General features: G+C 60.5%; 18 protein-coding genes. 6 read left to right on the top strand and 12 right to left on the bottom strand.

The window, feature by feature from the left end:
* Positions 1–39: 39 nt before the first annotated feature.
* The 10 genes from DW178_RS08350 to DW178_RS08320 all read right to left on the bottom strand — a co-directional run bounded on the left by DW178_RS08350 (position 40) and on the right by DW178_RS08320 (position 4,889).
* The gene (locus tag DW178_RS08350; protein ID WP_118350533.1) at positions 40–471 is read right to left on the bottom strand and encodes a Lar family restriction alleviation protein; all 432 of its coding nucleotides are present in this window, start codon (positions 469–471) and stop codon (positions 40–42) included.
* 935 nt (positions 472–1,406) lie between these two features.
* Positions 1,407–2,015, bottom strand: coding sequence for a hypothetical protein (locus DW178_RS08345; RefSeq protein WP_118350532.1), 609 nt, complete (start codon positions 2,013–2,015; stop codon positions 1,407–1,409).
* A complete protein-coding gene (locus DW178_RS11170; protein WP_147363838.1) occupies positions 2,003–2,233 on the bottom strand; it encodes a hypothetical protein in 231 nt (76 codons plus the stop codon). The genes DW178_RS08345 and DW178_RS11170 overlap by 13 nt, the downstream gene beginning before the upstream one ends.
* The gene (locus tag DW178_RS11290) at positions 2,230–2,379 is read right to left on the bottom strand and encodes a hypothetical protein (RefSeq protein ID WP_158574121.1); all 150 of its coding nucleotides are present in this window, start codon (positions 2,377–2,379) and stop codon (positions 2,230–2,232) included. Before DW178_RS11290 ends, DW178_RS11170 begins: the two co-directional genes overlap by 4 nt.
* Complete coding sequence (locus tag DW178_RS08340; RefSeq protein WP_118350531.1) at positions 2,376–2,987, bottom strand: hypothetical protein; 612 nt, start codon at positions 2,985–2,987, stop codon at positions 2,376–2,378. Before DW178_RS08340 ends, DW178_RS11290 begins: the two co-directional genes overlap by 4 nt.
* A complete protein-coding gene (locus DW178_RS08335; RefSeq protein ID WP_118350530.1) occupies positions 2,987–3,214 on the bottom strand; it encodes a hypothetical protein in 228 nt (75 codons plus the stop codon). The genes DW178_RS08340 and DW178_RS08335 overlap by 1 nt, the downstream gene beginning before the upstream one ends.
* 15 nt (positions 3,215–3,229) lie before the next feature.
* The gene (locus DW178_RS08330) at positions 3,230–3,658 is read right to left on the bottom strand and encodes a single-stranded DNA-binding protein (protein WP_118350529.1); all 429 of its coding nucleotides are present in this window, start codon (positions 3,656–3,658) and stop codon (positions 3,230–3,232) included.
* Positions 3,659–3,667: 9 nt separating this feature from the next.
* Complete coding sequence (locus DW178_RS11285) at positions 3,668–3,832, bottom strand: hypothetical protein (protein WP_158574119.1); 165 nt, start codon at positions 3,830–3,832, stop codon at positions 3,668–3,670.
* Positions 3,833–4,132: 300 nt separating this feature from the next.
* The gene (locus DW178_RS08325; protein WP_118350528.1) at positions 4,133–4,462 is read right to left on the bottom strand and encodes a helix-turn-helix domain-containing protein; all 330 of its coding nucleotides are present in this window, start codon (positions 4,460–4,462) and stop codon (positions 4,133–4,135) included.
* 232 nt (positions 4,463–4,694) lie between these two features.
* On the bottom strand, positions 4,695–4,889 hold the full coding sequence (locus DW178_RS08320; RefSeq protein WP_118350527.1) for a helix-turn-helix transcriptional regulator: 195 nt from the start codon (positions 4,887–4,889) through the stop codon (positions 4,695–4,697).
* Between the two features lie 110 nt (positions 4,890–4,999).
* On the opposite strand from DW178_RS08320, the gene DW178_RS08315 reads away from it, so the two are divergent.
* The 6 genes from DW178_RS08315 to DW178_RS08290 all read left to right on the top strand — a co-directional run bounded on the left by DW178_RS08315 (position 5,000) and on the right by DW178_RS08290 (position 10,018).
* Positions 5,000–5,677, top strand: coding sequence for a LexA family protein (locus DW178_RS08315; protein WP_118350526.1), 678 nt, complete (start codon positions 5,000–5,002; stop codon positions 5,675–5,677).
* Positions 5,677–6,462 carry a hypothetical protein gene (locus DW178_RS08310; protein ID WP_118350525.1) on the top strand — a complete coding sequence of 262 codons (786 nt, stop codon included), beginning with the start codon at positions 5,677–5,679 and terminating at the stop codon, positions 6,460–6,462. The genes DW178_RS08315 and DW178_RS08310 overlap by 1 nt, the downstream gene beginning before the upstream one ends.
* On the top strand, positions 6,440–6,733 hold the full coding sequence (locus DW178_RS08305; protein ID WP_158574117.1) for a S24 family peptidase: 294 nt from the start codon (positions 6,440–6,442) through the stop codon (positions 6,731–6,733). Before DW178_RS08310 ends, DW178_RS08305 begins: the two co-directional genes overlap by 23 nt.
* 11 nt (positions 6,734–6,744) lie before the next feature.
* Positions 6,745–7,740: a virulence RhuM family protein gene (locus DW178_RS08300; RefSeq protein ID WP_118350523.1), complete on the top strand. Its 996-nt coding sequence runs from the start codon at positions 6,745–6,747 to the stop codon at positions 7,738–7,740.
* Positions 7,741–7,921: 181 nt separating this feature from the next.
* Positions 7,922–8,782, top strand: a complete 861-nt coding sequence (gene dinD, locus DW178_RS08295) for a DNA damage-inducible protein D (protein WP_118350522.1) — start codon at positions 7,922–7,924, stop codon at positions 8,780–8,782.
* 108 nt (positions 8,783–8,890) lie between these two features.
* Positions 8,891–10,018 (top strand): site-specific integrase, encoded by a 1,128-nt coding sequence (locus tag DW178_RS08290; protein WP_118350521.1) that lies wholly within the window; start codon positions 8,891–8,893, stop codon positions 10,016–10,018.
* Positions 10,019–10,354: 336 nt separating this feature from the next.
* On the opposite strand, the gene DW178_RS08285 is transcribed toward DW178_RS08290, so the two are convergent.
* Positions 10,355–11,410: a branched-chain amino acid aminotransferase gene (locus DW178_RS08285; RefSeq protein WP_118350520.1), complete on the bottom strand. Its 1,056-nt coding sequence runs from the start codon at positions 11,408–11,410 to the stop codon at positions 10,355–10,357.
* A 363-nt stretch (positions 11,411–11,773) separates the two neighbouring features.
* Positions 11,774–13,156, bottom strand: a complete 1,383-nt coding sequence (locus DW178_RS08280; protein ID WP_118350519.1) for a sodium-dependent transporter — start codon at positions 13,154–13,156, stop codon at positions 11,774–11,776.
* Positions 13,157–13,945 lie beyond the last annotated feature (789 nt).

Below are 13,945 nucleotides of genomic sequence, written 5' to 3'. Positions count from 1 at the left end.
TCCACCACCTCCGCTCCGCATTCCGGGTTTTCTTCGTTGCTAGCCATCGAAACGCCCCCTCTCCTCGTTGCGCATCCGGCACTCCTCCATGTACGGCGCGAAGTCGGAGACGCCAAACGCCGCGACAAGGTTGCACGTGGCTTGGATCACGTCGGCGCATTCGTAAAGAAGCTCGTAATCGTCGAACGCCTGCCATGCGCCGAACACCTCGGCGGCTTCTTCGAGCACCTTGAGCGCCTGCGCCTTGTCCGGCTTCGCGCCGGGAAAGGTCGCGACCTCGCCGATGTTGACGCGCGCTAGCCCGGCATGGTCATCGCGGACTCGGTCGTTCCACATATCTCGCGATGCATCTTCAGTCGGCGCAATGCATCCTCTAGCCTTGCAGCGCATGCAGACGACCGCATGCTTCCCGCTCTCGAAACGAACGTTCTCGCTCCCGCAAAACGGACATGGCTCCAGCTTTCCGCTCATGGCTTCCTCCTTGATTCTGTTGTCGGTTTCGAAAATGGCCGGGGGCGCGTTCGCGCAATGGCCTAGGTTGGTCGGCCGCAACGCCCCCGATGTTGCGTGGGTCTTACGCGGGCGGCTCGCTTGCCGTCACCGCCCGCTGCCCTGTTCGCAGGTCCGGCCCCTCCGCCATCCTGCATGCCCGCGTCCAGGCTCCCGGCGCACGCCTCACTTAGAGTCCGCGTACGCTGCTATGCTCTGCCTTTCCCTTGCGCTGTCGCGCGGGGCTACGCCGTCGCGTGATATTGCATTTCAAAGCCGTCGCCCGGCAAATCTCGGAGGAGCTTTGCCTTCGCCTTGCCACGCTTCGCTATGCCTTCGCCATGCCTTGCTTCGCTTTGCCTTCGCCTTGCGGCGCACCTCAAAGCCAAACCTTCGCTGCCCGTATCGGTCCATCGCCGTTGCATGCCGCGGCTTTGCTTCGCCGTCGCGTCGCGTCGCTTTGCTCCGCAGTGCCGTGGCCGTTCCTGGCTCCTCATGGCCGAGCTACCCAATGCCGCTGCGTATCGGTTCGTTGCCGGTCCTTCGCGGGGCCGTTCGTTTCCTTGCTGCTCCTTTGCCAATCGCTTCACAGCGTTGCTCTTCCTTCGCCGATCTAGGCTCAGCCGTGCATTTCCATCGCGTCGCCGGGCAAAGCAAATCTCTTCCTTCGCAGCTCTCGGCTTAGCCGGGCTTCTCCGTCGCCGGGCTGCGCGACGCCATGCTCTTCTCTTCCGTCGCCTACCTGAGCAAATCAAAGCGCTTCCTCTGCAACGCCCTTCACCTCAGCGCCATCGCGATGCTCGGCCAAGCCACGCAAATCCTTTGCCGCCCACATCGTCGCGGTGCCGTCGCATCGCGCTCAATGCCGCGCTACGCTATTCCGTCGCGCTACGTCGCAACGCTCCGCTAAGCCGTCGCTACTCCGGCTCGGAGCCGTCGGTCCACTCGAAGCGTCCCTTGCCGCTGTTGCGCCACTGGCCGATGCCGCGGAACTGGCCGTAGTCGAGCCATTCCTGCACGAGCGGCCAGTCCGACTTGTTCATGACCACCAGCGTGAAGCGTATCTTCGTGCCGGCGGGCACGGTCTCGGAGCGAGCCAGGGCCACGCGCGCCCCCTGCGGGGTGTCGGCCCTCAGCGGGCGCTCGCAGATGCCGACCTCGCCGCCGTCGGGCAGCTGGAACGGGACCGAGCGCTCCTTGATGAAGATCGTGCCGTCGATGACCTTCTTGTAGGCCTTGCACTTGCTCGACAGCGTGCCCGGCACGCGGCGAAGCGCGCCGCACGCGTCCTTCATGAAGCCCTTCAGCTGGTAATCCCAGATGACGGGCTCTCCGTCGTCGTTGCGCGGGAACACGGTGGTCCCCTTCTCGGTCACCTCGTCGGCGCCCACCGCCTCCACCTCGTCGGCGACGCTCGCGGCGTCCGGCGCCTTGGATGCGATGAACTCGCTGTAGATCTCCTTGGTGTTCGGCGATGAGCCGAGCACCTCTTCCGTGAACGTGATCTCGATTGCTACGGTTGCCATGTCTCTCCTTGTTCGTCATCGGGCCCGGGAGCCTCCGCGGCCCCGCGCCCCTTCGTCGTGTCCCATGTGCACTCGCCGACCTCGCGGCAGTTGGTCCACACCGGCCTGCCGGCCCATGCGCACTCGGTTTTGGTGCCGTATCGGTCCGTCTCGTGCGAGCAGCAGCCAGGCTCCGGCGCGGAGAAGAGCCCGAGCTGGCCTGGAAGCTCGGACCTCACGGCCGCGCCCCTCCCTGGACGGGAGGCAGCAGCACCGTGACGTAGCGGCCGTGGATGCCCGCGGCGCTGTCCTGAAGCGTCGGCGGCATGTACACCACCCAGGCGTCGGCCGCCCACGCCGCGAGGCGCAGGTCCTCGGCGCTCATGCCGCGCCCGCCTCGGCGAATCCGGGCGCGGGCGATCCCGTCAGCTCCGGCTCGCACCCGGGGCACGCCATCGTGCCGTTCGGGGCCTTGAGCATATGCCGCCTGCACTTGCGGCAGCGGCTCCCGGTCCTCTCCCAGCCAGGCCCAGCCTGGCCCGCGCCTTCTGCGCGCTGCGCGGCGCATGCCGCAGCTGCGCGGTGCGCAGAAGCGCTCGCTGATAGCTTTGCTTCTTCAGGAAGCAAAGCTTCAGCTTCGCTTTGCTTTGCTTTAAAGGGGTCCGATAAACCACTTTCGGAACCGGTTTCTAAAGTGGTTTCCGAAGTGGTTTCCGAAACGTTTTCGCTAGCTTTCCTCGCAGGTTTCCGCGAGGTTTTGGAAGCGGTTTTGTTGCCCCTTCCGCCCTTGGGCGTCTCCATGTCGCGCTGGATGAGCGGGACGATGGTGTCGGCCACGAGGCCCTCCATGTCGTCGAACTCGGGCGGCTCGTCCTCGAACGCCGCCTCGAGAATCTTCAGCGCGAGCTCGGCGCGCGCTGAGCGGTCCTTGATCCTTCTCAGCGGCATGTAAAAGTTCTCCCAGAACTGGAAGCGCCGCATCTCGTCGGCCATCACTGCCTCCTCTGCGCGGGCATCTCGTAGCGGCGGAAGCTGCGGTTCGCGGTGGGCTGCTCGGCGATGTACTGCATGACCCGCTCGGCCACGCTCGGCACGCAGTCGAACGTCACGACGTAGTGCCTGGGCGGCTCGGGCGGATCGACCACGCCCTCGCGCTCCCACATCTCCCGCAGCGCCTTTGCGCAGGACTCCTGCGCGGCCCGCAGCCTCTGCTCGCTCATGAAACCCGCCTATCTCTAAAACGGAATATCCTCGTCGTAGACCGAAGCGGCCGCGTCGATGGCCGGGTCCGCCGCCGGGACGGGCCGCGGCGCATAGCCGGAGCCCGCGTCGTCTCGGCGGCTGCTCATGAACTCGAGGTCGTCGACGATCACGCCGAGCTTGCTTCTGCGCTGGCCGCCGCTCTCCCAGGATCTGTAGCGCAGCTTGCCCTCCAGGGCCACCTTCGAGCCCTTGGTCAGGTACGGCTGCAGCTTCTCGCCGCGGGTGCCGAACACGGTGCAGTCCACGAAGTTCGGGCAGTCCTCCCATTCGCCGGTCTGCTGGTTCTTGCGGCGGTCGTTGACCGCCACGCCGAAGTCCAGGATGGACATGCCGCCCTGCGTGGTGCGCAGCTCCGCGTCGCGCGTCAGGTTGCCGCTGATGGCAACTCGGTTGATAGACATATCGCCCTCCTACCAGATGCAGGCGTAGACGGTCATGACGGCAACCCACGCCACGAGCATCGCGCCGAACGCCGCGTATCCCGCGTTTCCGTCTGCTATAATGCAGACGGCTTTATCTAGAGCCTTGCGCGCCCACGTTTGCAGACACGGCGCGCATTTTTTATTCCCTCGCATTCCAATCCTTTCTCGTTGCCCTTGATGCCGGTTCCGTCCCGAGAACCGGATAGGGCGCGATGATCCCTTCGGCGGCGAAGCGCCTGATGCTATGATTCGGGTGTGCCTCAAAAAAACCTCTAGCGTTAGGGGGTGGTCTTTTTGGCCGAATTTTTGAGCACGAGGCCCACGTGAACCGCTCGGGCCTTGCGGGTGGCTCCGCATCGTCTCATCATCGCGTCCTATCCGATTCTCAAGGTCGCCCGGCTATGCCGGTTCTCTACGGCCGCGCTGGCAAGCCAGCCAGCCGCTAGCGCCGCCTCATCGGCATCCGGCCCTCATCCATGCGTCGAACCAGTCGCACTTGACGAGGATTCCCCTCTGCTGCCCGTCGGGCAGGAACGACTTGAGTCTGCCTGCCCTGCGCTCGACGTCGAGCGTCGTCCGGGGGATTCCCGTCGCCTCGGCGATCTCGGCTATCGTGTAGTACGGCTTGTCGGGAAGCTTGGCCTCGACGGCCATGCGGCGAAGCCCCGTCAGCTGGCCAGCGTCCGGCCTCGACTCGGCCGTGGCGGCGCACTCGAGCAGCTTCTCGGCCGCGGCGACGAGCTCGCGCGCGATCACGACGACCTCCTCCATGCTCGCATCCATGCGTATCCCTCCTCTCTCGTTCTCGTCATCGGGCTGGCTGCCGGGGCGCAGGCGTTCTTGGCAATGTGCTACGCGTATCAAAGGGGGCATCATGGCAAACCAAAGGAGAGAACCTTCGCCATCCGTCCCGGTCGGTGTTCACGCTCCCGGCGGCAACCGGTGCCCACGCCCCAGCAGCCAACCCGATGTTTCGGCTTTTCGGCCGAGTTTACCGGCCTTTCGAACTATAGGTTTAACTATCGTCCGAAGCGAAAAAAATATCGCCAACGGTTACTCCGAAAAGCTTTGCCAGCTTTACTGCATCGTCAATCGTCACAGAGCCAGGGTCCTTCTCCATCTTGGCATACGTAGGACGAGAAATGCCCAGCTTACCGGCAACTTCGTCTTGCGAGTATCGCGCAGCTTTGCGCGCCTCGAACAACTCCATCCATTAACCTCCTTTCGTGGTGGTTCCACTATAGTCAAACATATAGTGCCTGTAAAGTATTTTTATCGTAAAATGTAATTAGTTTTTAGCAAACGGCAAAGAGAGGCGCTATGACGATAGCTGAGAACATCAGGCGCATCCGGCGATCTGCGGGGATGACGCAAGAAGAGTTCGGCAGGCTTGCTGGCGTGTCCAGTATGGCCGTATCACAATGGGAAAACGGACGCGCTGTTCCGAGAATGGGCGCCGTTGAGAAAATATCTTTGGCATTAAGGATTGCGAAAAGCGACATCATCGAAGACGGTGCCCTATCTGACGATGCGGGCTTAGCGGCAAAGGAACACGGTCGCTTCCCCAGCGGGCGATTCTCCACCAAGGGCGCGCCGATGGCGAAGGTGCCGTTGGTCGGCAACACGCACGCCGGCAAGCCGTGCCTTCCCGAGGAGCTCGACGAGTTCCCAGAGGTGCTCGTGCCGCAGTTCCTGCTCGACCGCGACCCGGGAAGCTACGGGCTCGAGGTCGACGGCGACTGCATGGACCGCATCTGCCCTCCCGGCATGGTGGCGGTCGTGCAGCCGGGCGTGCCGGCGAAAAGCGGCGACGTCGTGGTGGCCACCATCGACGGGGCCGATTCCATCATGCGCCGCATGACCGTGATCAACGGCGATTTGATTCTATCCCCCGAGTCGCACAATACCGGCCACGAGAACATGTACATAGCGGCCCAGGACGACCGCCAAGTCCACGTAGAGCACGTAGCCTACTTCCAATCAAGGGAGCCGTTTTAATGATAAGAGACACGAGCCCAGCCGAGTACCACATCGACAACCTCATCGACGAGTGCTCGTACATCCTTTCCGGCAAATGCGGGAACAAAGAGCAGCAGCGCATCGACGACCTGATGGACGAGATGAGGGGCTTTGCCTTCCAGATGCGATGCACAAACGCCGCCTGGATTCTGTCCGACAGGTCAAGAAACGGCGTCAAGGCGGCAAGAGGATGGCTGAGGGCGAACTTCGGAACGTTGACGCGGCAATCGCCCGGCACGAACGTCACCGCCAGCGCGACGAGCACCGCAACCGCAACGGCAAGTGCCACCGTCAGGATGGCCGTGAAAGCCGTGCAAGGGTCAGCGCTTTCCCAGGAAGACAAAGACGCGCTTGAGTTGGCGGTTTCGCGCATGCGGGACGCCGCCGAAGAGAAGGACGAGCAAGGCTTCGCCGACAAGCTGGCCAAAGCCCTTGAAGTCGCCAAGGGGGCAGCAGGGCTGGTTCCGGCAATCGTCGAGGCTGCAGGAAGCCTGGCAGGGCTTGTTCTAGGCGTGAGTGTACATGGCCAAGCCGTAGCGGTGGCCGAACGATTCGACCAGCTGGCCCATGAAGGGGCCGACGCACGGAGTCTGGTCGATGGTTTCAAGCCTGATGGTCGGCACGCCAAGCCAGTCCTGGCCAAGCTCGACCACGCGCACAAGGTCGCCGCGCTCGATGGAGCGAAGCGTCTCGCCAAGCAGGACGGGTTCGCCGGTGAAGGCATCGTAGATGGGAGTTTGCATGATCACCTCGATAGGCACTGATCGTATAACCAAACGGCTACATTCTACCAGCCCGCCGGGCATGGTGGCCGTGGTGCAGCCGGGCGTGGCCGCGCGCTCGGGCGACGTGGTGGTGGCCACCATCGACCGCGCCGACTCCATCATGCGCCGCATGACCGTCATCAACGGCGACCTGATCCTGTCCCCCGAAAGCCACAACCCCGACCACGAGAACATCTGCATCAACGCCACCAGCGACCACGCCGTCCACGTGGAGCACGTAGCCTACTCCCAGAGCAGGGAGCCGTTTTAGATAGGAGAAAAATGTCTGAGCCGGTCAAAGCTGAAATCATCATGTACCAGAGCGAGGGCGTAAACGTCCCTGTTCAGGTCAGGTATATGAACGAGACTTTGTGGATGCCGCAAAAAGAAATCGCCGAGTTGTTCGACAAGGACAAGTCGACAATTTCCCGGCACCTCAGGAACATCTTCGACAGCGGAGAGCTTGACGAAAACTCAGTTGTTGCAGAAATTGCAACAACTGCCTCCGACGGGAAAACCTACAAGGTTTCGTTCTATAGCTTGGACGCCGTCATAGCCGTCGGATATCGCGTTAATTCGCTGCGGGCAACGCGCTTCCGCCAGTGGGCCACGGCCACGCTGAAGGAGTACATCGTCAAAGGCTTCGTGCTCAACGACGACATGCTGAAAAACGGCGCGCCTTTCGGCAAGGACTACTTCGACGAGCTGCTCGTGCGCATCAGGGACATCCGCGCAAGCGAGCGAAGGGTGTACCAGAAGATCACCGACATCTTCCAGGAATGCACCTACGACTACGACCGCAACAGCGAGACGGCCCGCAACTTCTACGCGACGGTGCAGAACAAGCTGCACTACGCCGTGACCGGCCACACCGCCGCCGAAATCGTGCAGGGACGCTCGGACCCAGAGCAGCCGAACATGGGGCTTGCCACTTGGAAAGGCGCGCCTGACGGCCCCATACATTCCAGCGACGTGACCGTAGCGAAGAACTACCTGACGGAAAAAGAGATTCGCGAGCTGAATAGGCTCGTGACTATGTTTTTGGATGCGGCAGAGGACCGAGCGGAGCGTCATCAGCTGACGAGCATGGAAGATTGCAAGCAACTGCTTGACGGCTTTTTGGCTTTCAACGGGCGCGAAGTGCTGCAGGGGCTTGGCAACAGGAACAAGAAGACGGCGGACAAGATCGCGCTGGAACGCTTCGCCGAATACAGGAAGGTGCAGGACGCAACCTACGAGAACGATTTCGAGAAGGCTGTGAAGCGGTTGCAAGGCTAACAGGAAAGCCATGCCACGCGTCTGCCCGCCGGCCACGAGAGCATGTACATAGCGGCCCAGGACGACCGCCAGGTCCACGTAGAGCACGTGGCCTACTTTCAAAGCCAGGAAGCGTTCTAGCAGCCGAATAGCGCAGCGCGTTCATACGAAATGATGAGGTTACGCACTAGAAAGGAGACCGATGGACAGTAGGGAAATCGAGAAGAGAAGGCTGACGCTTGATGACTTGGCGCACCTCGACGAGGAAACGGGCGTCGAGTTCTGGTACGCCAGGGAAATCCAGAAGCTGCTCGGATACACCGAATGGCGCAATTTCGAGGTTGCGATCGATAGAGCAAAAGCCTCGATGAATTCCAGCGAATCCCCTGATGAATATCATTTTGTTGGCGTCAACAAAATGATAGAGATCGGAAAAGGCGGGCAACGCCGAGTTCGCGACTACATGCTCACGCGCTACGCATGCTACCTCATCGCCATGAACGGCGACCCGCGCAAGGAAGAGGTCGCGTTAGCGCAAAGCTATTTCGCCCTGCAGACCCGCAAGCAAGAGTTGATCGAGGAGCGCATGGTCGCGATCTCGCGCATCGCGGCGAGGGACGGGCTCGTCGAAGCCGAGCGGGTGTTTTCCGCGAACATGTACGAACGGGGAGTCGACGGGCAGGGCATCGCAAGGGTTCGCTCGAAGGGAGACAGGGCGCTGTTCGGCGGGCACTCAACCGCGTCCATGAAGAAACGCCTGGGAATCAAGGGGAGCACTCCTGTCGCCGACCACCTTCCGGCCGTCACCATCGCGGCGAAGCAGCTTGCCACCGAGCTCACGAACCACAACATCGAAGAGCGCGACCTGTTTGGCGAAGGCCCCATCACGTCTGAGCATGTGCAAAATAACCAGGGAGTGCGCGATCTTCTCGGAAAGCGCGGAATCAAGCCCGAAGACCTTCCGCCGGAAGAGGACGTCAAGAAGCTGCGAAGGAAAGTCGAAGGCGACAAGAAGCGGCTCCAGAAGGAAGCAAGGGGATTCGGTCGAAATATCGAGGGGTAGCGCCGACGCCAGCAAAATGGTAAAGCCCCGCGCATCATAGGGTTGCCGCCCTAGCGCGAGGCCGTCGAAAACACCAACCGAATAAACGGAAGGCAAGGTGAGTATATCATGCCTCGTAAAAAGCAGCGCCGCGCGTGGGGCTGCGTCACTGAAATCAAGCGCGGGAAGAAGTACGTGCTGAGGTGGATGGAGAACACGCCGGACGGCCGCAAGCGCAAGACGCGCACCGTATACGGCACATATCGAGAGGCCTGCGCCGCCCTGGATGCGATCCATACCGAGAATCGCGAGAGCCATACGGCTCCGACTATCGGCGAGGTTTACAAGAGGTGGTATCTCCCCCGCATGGACAAGAACCTGCTCGACGGCACGATTAAACACAACACGCATATCGGGCGCGTCAAGATGTGGCGCAGGCATATAGAGCCGCGATGGTCGACCGTCCCGGTAGACTCCGTCGCGCCGCTGGAAGTGCAGCAATGGCTGGACACGCTGTCTCTAGCTGTTGCCGAGCAATGCATGGTAATACTCAAGCAGATCGTCGATATAGCAGTTATGTACGAGCTCGTGCAGACAAACAAGTTTCGCACCAAATATTGCATGCCGCAGAAGTCCGCTGGATACGGGAAGGGCATTTATGATAATCAGAAATCAGAGGAGGTTCTCCACCTGCTGCGCGGACAGCTGCTAGAAGCGCCATACATCATCATGAGGTTCGGAGGGACGCGAACCGGCGAAGCTCTCGGAATCCGCGTTGACGAAATCGAGTTCGTTGAAAACCACGGTCTGGAGTTTGCCGTCATCCCGATCGTCCGCCGCATGGACAAAGCCCATGAGCCAGTCGAAGACCTTAAAACAAAAGAGAGCAAGCGGACGACGGTTATCCCGCCGCCATACAGCAGCAGGCTGAAAGAAATCGCGGCGGACCTTGAGCGAGACGGCATAGAGTGGATTGCCAACAGCGGGAACGGAGCGCCGATGGATATCGGCCGAGCGAACTATTTATGGCGCTCTGCCTGCGAGAAGGCAACGGGCTATAAACTGATTCCCATGCGCAACCTGAGAACCAGCTGGAGAACCAGCGCGGAGCTTGAATGGGGCATCGACCCTCGCATACTTGAAATCCTGATGGGCCACAAGCTAGGGGGGACAACAGGCAGGCATTACATGCGCCCGAACGGGCAGATGGAGACGGAAGCCTTCATGAGGGAATATGCAAATAACGTATCCACTTAGGATAAGTTAGGATAAAGTCCGGCAAAAGCCCAGGTCAGAGCATAATAGAAATCAGCGCCGAGAATTACTAAGACGCGCCCGCTTAATGCGACGACAAGAAGAGCCGTCCATAAGGGCGGCTCTTCTTGCAACATCGGCATCAGTCCGAACCGGGAAAACTACCACCGGAAGAACGGCAAGCACGGCATATACAGCCGTTCTCGAGACACTTAGGATCCGCGAAGGATAAGTTGCACGAGGCTGTCCGTCCCGCACAATCTCACCGAACGCATAACGGGGAAAGCAGGAGCTCCTGCTTTCCCCGTTATCGTTTGCATCAAGCCATACAGCTGACGACTAGTCGACGTCGATCTTGCAGACCCAGCCGTGCTTGTCTTCCAGGTTGCCATCCTGGATGCCGGTGAGGGTCTCGCGCAGCTGCTTCATGACCGGGCCGATCTCGGTGCAGCCAGCCGGGAAGACGACCTCCTGGTCGGCACCGTTGACCTTATTGTCGATCTGACCGACCGGGCTGATGACGGCCGCAGTGCCGCACAGGCCGCACTCGACGAACTCGCCGCCGGCAACCTCTTCCCACGTGACATAGCGCTCGTCGACGGTCATGCCCAGGTCTTGGGCAACCTGCACCAAGCTGCGACGGGTGATGGAGGGTAGGATGGAGTCGGTATGGGACTTCGGAACCACCAGCGTGCCGTCCTCCTTCACGAACAGCACGTTCGCGCCGCCGGTCTCCTCGATGTAGGTGCGACTTTGCGAATCCAGGTAGATGTTCTCAGCGTAGCCGCTGCGATGCGCCTCCATGGTCGGGCGCAGCGACATGGCATAGTTCAAACCGGCCTTGATGTTGCCGGTGCCGTGCGGCGCGGCGCGGTCGTACTCGGACACGCGAAGCTTGATCGGCTTCAAGCCGCCCTTGAAGTACGGGCCAACGGGCGTGACCAGGATGCGGAACGTGTACTCGGGAGCCGGAGCCACGCCGATGACCTCGCCGGAGCCGATTATGAACGGGCGCACGTACAGCGTAGCGCCGGAACCAAACGGCGGCACCCACGCAGCATTCGCCTTCACAACTTCCTTAACGGCCTCGACGAAGCGATCCTTCGGGAATCCCGGCATCTCAAGACGCTCAGCGGAATCGAACATGCGGCTTGCATTCATGTCCGGACGGAAGCAAACGATGGAACCCTCTTCGGTGGTGTAAGCCTTCAGACCCTCGAACACTTCCTGGCAATAATGGAAAATGCCGGCGCACTCGGAAAGATGCAGGTCGTGGTCGGTGGTCAAATCGCCCTCGTCCCACTCGCCATCCTTCCAATGAGCTTCGTAGCTGTAGTCGGTCTGATGGTAGCCGAAATCAAGGCTGCCCCAGTCAAGATCCTTCTTCTCGACCATCGTGATGCTCCTTCGTGAAAGGGCGTTGCGCGCCCAACGTGCAAATAACGCTTGCCGAATACCTTACACCCAAAACAGAGGGAAAATGGGGAACATCCGGCCCTACGGCAGGCCGAAAGGACGCAACCGCGTAGGAATTTACCTGTTCGAAACAATCAGCGACCAGGTCTTCTCGGCAAGCGCAGACTGCATTGAAAACGCTGCAGTCAGGCCAACGGAGAAGAACACCCTCTTAAGCAAAGGGGTCGCCGACCAACGTCGACGACCCTTCAACAGATACCCTATCCATCTTGCGACGCTTGATACGCCACCATCACATGGTTCACGAACCGCTAATCGCAACCAAAAAGAAGAAGTTTCTCTCTACATGCTGAACAAACCGAACTGCGCAGCAACATAAGCAACCAAGATAACCACCAGCAGCACAGGCGCGATGAACTTCACCATGACGGTGAACATCTTCTCCGCCTTGAACGGACCGGAGGATTTCACCTCGTCGATGATCGCCTTAGGCTTGATGATCCAGCCGACGAACACGCATGCCATCAAAGCGGCAATCGGCATCATCACGGAGTTGGAGATGAAGTCCAGGAAGTCCAGAATAGTGCTGCCCGGTCCCAGCGGCTCAATGAACGCCAACTGGCAGTAACCCATGTTCACGATCATGGCCATCACGAAGATGAACGCCATGGAAACGATGAGCGCCTTTTTACGCGTGATGTGCGCGGAGTCCTGAACGATGGACACGCAGGTTTCGGTGAGCGAGATGGAGCTGGTCAATGCCGCGAACACCACGAGCAGGAAGAACAGGAAGCCCATGATCGAGGCAATGCCGCCCATCTGATCAAACACAGTGGGCAAGATCACGAACATCAGCGACGGGCCGGACTTCGAGGCAACAGCCTCGGCAGAGCCCATTGCCACGAACGCTGCAGGCACGATCATCAAACCAGCCAGGAAGGCATAGCCGGTATCGAAGAGCTCGATACGGCGCACGGACTGCTCAAGGTTGTCGGACTTCTGCATGTAGGAGCCATACGTGATCATAATGCCCATGGCCAGCGACAGGCTGTAGAACATCTGACCAAGTGCGGCAATGACCAGCTCAACGCTGAACTTGCTGAAGTCAGGCGTCAGGTAGTATGCCAAGCCATCAATTGCACCGGGGAGCGTGAGCTCATAAATGCAAACGCCGGCCGTCATAACCAGCAGCACTGGCATAAGAATGCGATTTGCACGCTCGATGCCGTTCTTCACGCCCAGCGCCACAATAGCGAACACAATCAGCAGGAAGGCAATAGCCCAGATGAAGCTCTCGCCGCCACCGCCGATGAAGTTGGTAAAGTACGTGCCGCCATCGGCAAGCGCCGCAGAGCCATCCATAAGGTAGGCACCAGCATACTTAAGGACCCAACCACCGATGATACAGTAATACGGAACGATGATGAACGGAATCGCGGAAGTAAAGATGCCAATGAAGGCGTATTTCTTCCCGAATGATTTAAAGGCACCAAGCGCACTCTGCCCAGTTTTGCGACCAAGCGCCGCCTCAAGCATCATCAACGTAAAGCCGAACGTGACAACCAATACCACGTAGGTGATAAGGAACACACCGCCGCCATACTTCGCAGCCAGGTACGGGAAACGCCAAAGATTTCCCAATCCGATAGCCGAAGCCGCAGCAGCCAAAATAAACGCCCACTTGCCCGACCAAGACGCACGTGCGCCCCCTGAATTAGCAGACATGACAATCTCCCATCTTTACGATGGCGCGACCCTGCGAACATGCCGTAAACGGTCCAGATCTGTTTACGATTCCAAGCTAGAAAGGGCTTGCCGTAAAGCAGATTCACCTACCGTCTTCGGCAGGTCCGCATCAGACCTTACAGGCACCGAACGTACGAGCCAATATCAACGACTCGCACAATCCCCGACACCCGCATTGCGCCAATGAACTGTATATAGCTTTGAGATTATAGTCCACATAAGCGCTTTCAGTGACCAACAAAAATCCGAATCGGGAAGCGGCGCATAACGAAAGAAAGCCGGCCTCCGACCAACCCACCGCGCAGAGAAAGCCATCGGAAGCACCAGGACTGATTACACGGAGCGCATACAGCGCAGAACCGAGCAGGCGCGCAGCGCCCGAACGAAGGACCGCCCGGCAGGGACGCCCCTCCGGGCGGGCCCCGGCACCGCGATCGGCGGATGTCGCGCATGCGCCGCCGTCGGCCGAGCCCCCAGGACGCGGAAAGACGCCTTCATCAGACCGCCCCGCCGGACAATGCCCCAAGACGCGGAGAGGCCCGCAAGGGACGATCCCCCTGCGGTACCTGCCCGCCCCACGATGCCGGGCGGGGGCCGTATGCGCCGCAACGCCGATCGGCCCGCCAGCGAAGCCGCGACCTCCGCAAAACGCGGAGGGGCCCGCAGGGGGGACCTCCCCCGCGGGCCTCTCCCGGCGCGCGCGGCGCACGCGGCGCCCGGGGCACGCATGCATATAGAAAAGCGCCCTCCGCGAGCGCGACGCCCTGC

This window comes from Eggerthella sp. AM16-19, assembly GCF_003474385.1.
Taxonomy (GTDB): Bacteria; Actinomycetota; Coriobacteriia; order Coriobacteriales; family Eggerthellaceae; genus Senegalimassilia.
This window is presented reverse-complemented; position numbering and strand designations above follow the sequence as displayed.

What these genes read in the sequence shown, in the direction of transcription:
- DW178_RS08350 (WP_118350533.1), bottom strand. Translation starts at nt 471, where the DNA reads ATGAGCGGAAAGCTGGAGCCATGTCCGTTTTGCGGGAGCGAGAACGTT.
- DW178_RS08345 (WP_118350532.1), bottom strand. Translation starts at nt 2,015, where the DNA reads ATGGCAACCGTAGCAATCGAGATCACGTTCACGGAAGAGGTGCTCGGC.
- DW178_RS11290 (WP_158574121.1), bottom strand. Translation starts at nt 2,379, where the DNA reads ATGAGCGCCGAGGACCTGCGCCTCGCGGCGTGGGCGGCCGACGCCTGG.
- DW178_RS08340 (WP_118350531.1), bottom strand. Translation starts at nt 2,987, where the DNA reads ATGGCCGACGAGATGCGGCGCTTCCAGTTCTGGGAGAACTTTTACATG.
- DW178_RS08335 (WP_118350530.1), bottom strand. Translation starts at nt 3,214, where the DNA reads ATGAGCGAGCAGAGGCTGCGGGCCGCGCAGGAGTCCTGCGCAAAGGCG.
- DW178_RS08330 (WP_118350529.1), bottom strand. Translation starts at nt 3,658, where the DNA reads ATGTCTATCAACCGAGTTGCCATCAGCGGCAACCTGACGCGCGACGCG.
- DW178_RS11285 (WP_158574119.1), bottom strand. Translation starts at nt 3,832, where the DNA reads ATGCGAGGGAATAAAAAATGCGCGCCGTGTCTGCAAACGTGGGCGCGC.
- DW178_RS08325 (WP_118350528.1), bottom strand. Translation starts at nt 4,462, where the DNA reads ATGGATGCGAGCATGGAGGAGGTCGTCGTGATCGCGCGCGAGCTCGTC.
- DW178_RS08320 (WP_118350527.1), bottom strand. Translation starts at nt 4,889, where the DNA reads ATGGAGTTGTTCGAGGCGCGCAAAGCTGCGCGATACTCGCAAGACGAA.
- DW178_RS08315 (WP_118350526.1), top strand. Translation starts at nt 5,000, where the DNA reads ATGACGATAGCTGAGAACATCAGGCGCATCCGGCGATCTGCGGGGATG.
- DW178_RS08310 (WP_118350525.1), top strand. Translation starts at nt 5,677, where the DNA reads ATGATAAGAGACACGAGCCCAGCCGAGTACCACATCGACAACCTCATC.
- DW178_RS08305 (WP_158574117.1), top strand. Translation starts at nt 6,440, where the DNA reads ATGATCACCTCGATAGGCACTGATCGTATAACCAAACGGCTACATTCT.
- DW178_RS08300 (WP_118350523.1), top strand. Translation starts at nt 6,745, where the DNA reads ATGTCTGAGCCGGTCAAAGCTGAAATCATCATGTACCAGAGCGAGGGC.
- dinD (WP_118350522.1), top strand. Translation starts at nt 7,922, where the DNA reads ATGGACAGTAGGGAAATCGAGAAGAGAAGGCTGACGCTTGATGACTTG.
- DW178_RS08290 (WP_118350521.1), top strand. Translation starts at nt 8,891, where the DNA reads ATGCCTCGTAAAAAGCAGCGCCGCGCGTGGGGCTGCGTCACTGAAATC.
- DW178_RS08285 (WP_118350520.1), bottom strand. Translation starts at nt 11,410, where the DNA reads ATGGTCGAGAAGAAGGATCTTGACTGGGGCAGCCTTGATTTCGGCTAC.
- DW178_RS08280 (WP_118350519.1), bottom strand. Translation starts at nt 13,156, where the DNA reads ATGTCTGCTAATTCAGGGGGCGCACGTGCGTCTTGGTCGGGCAAGTGG.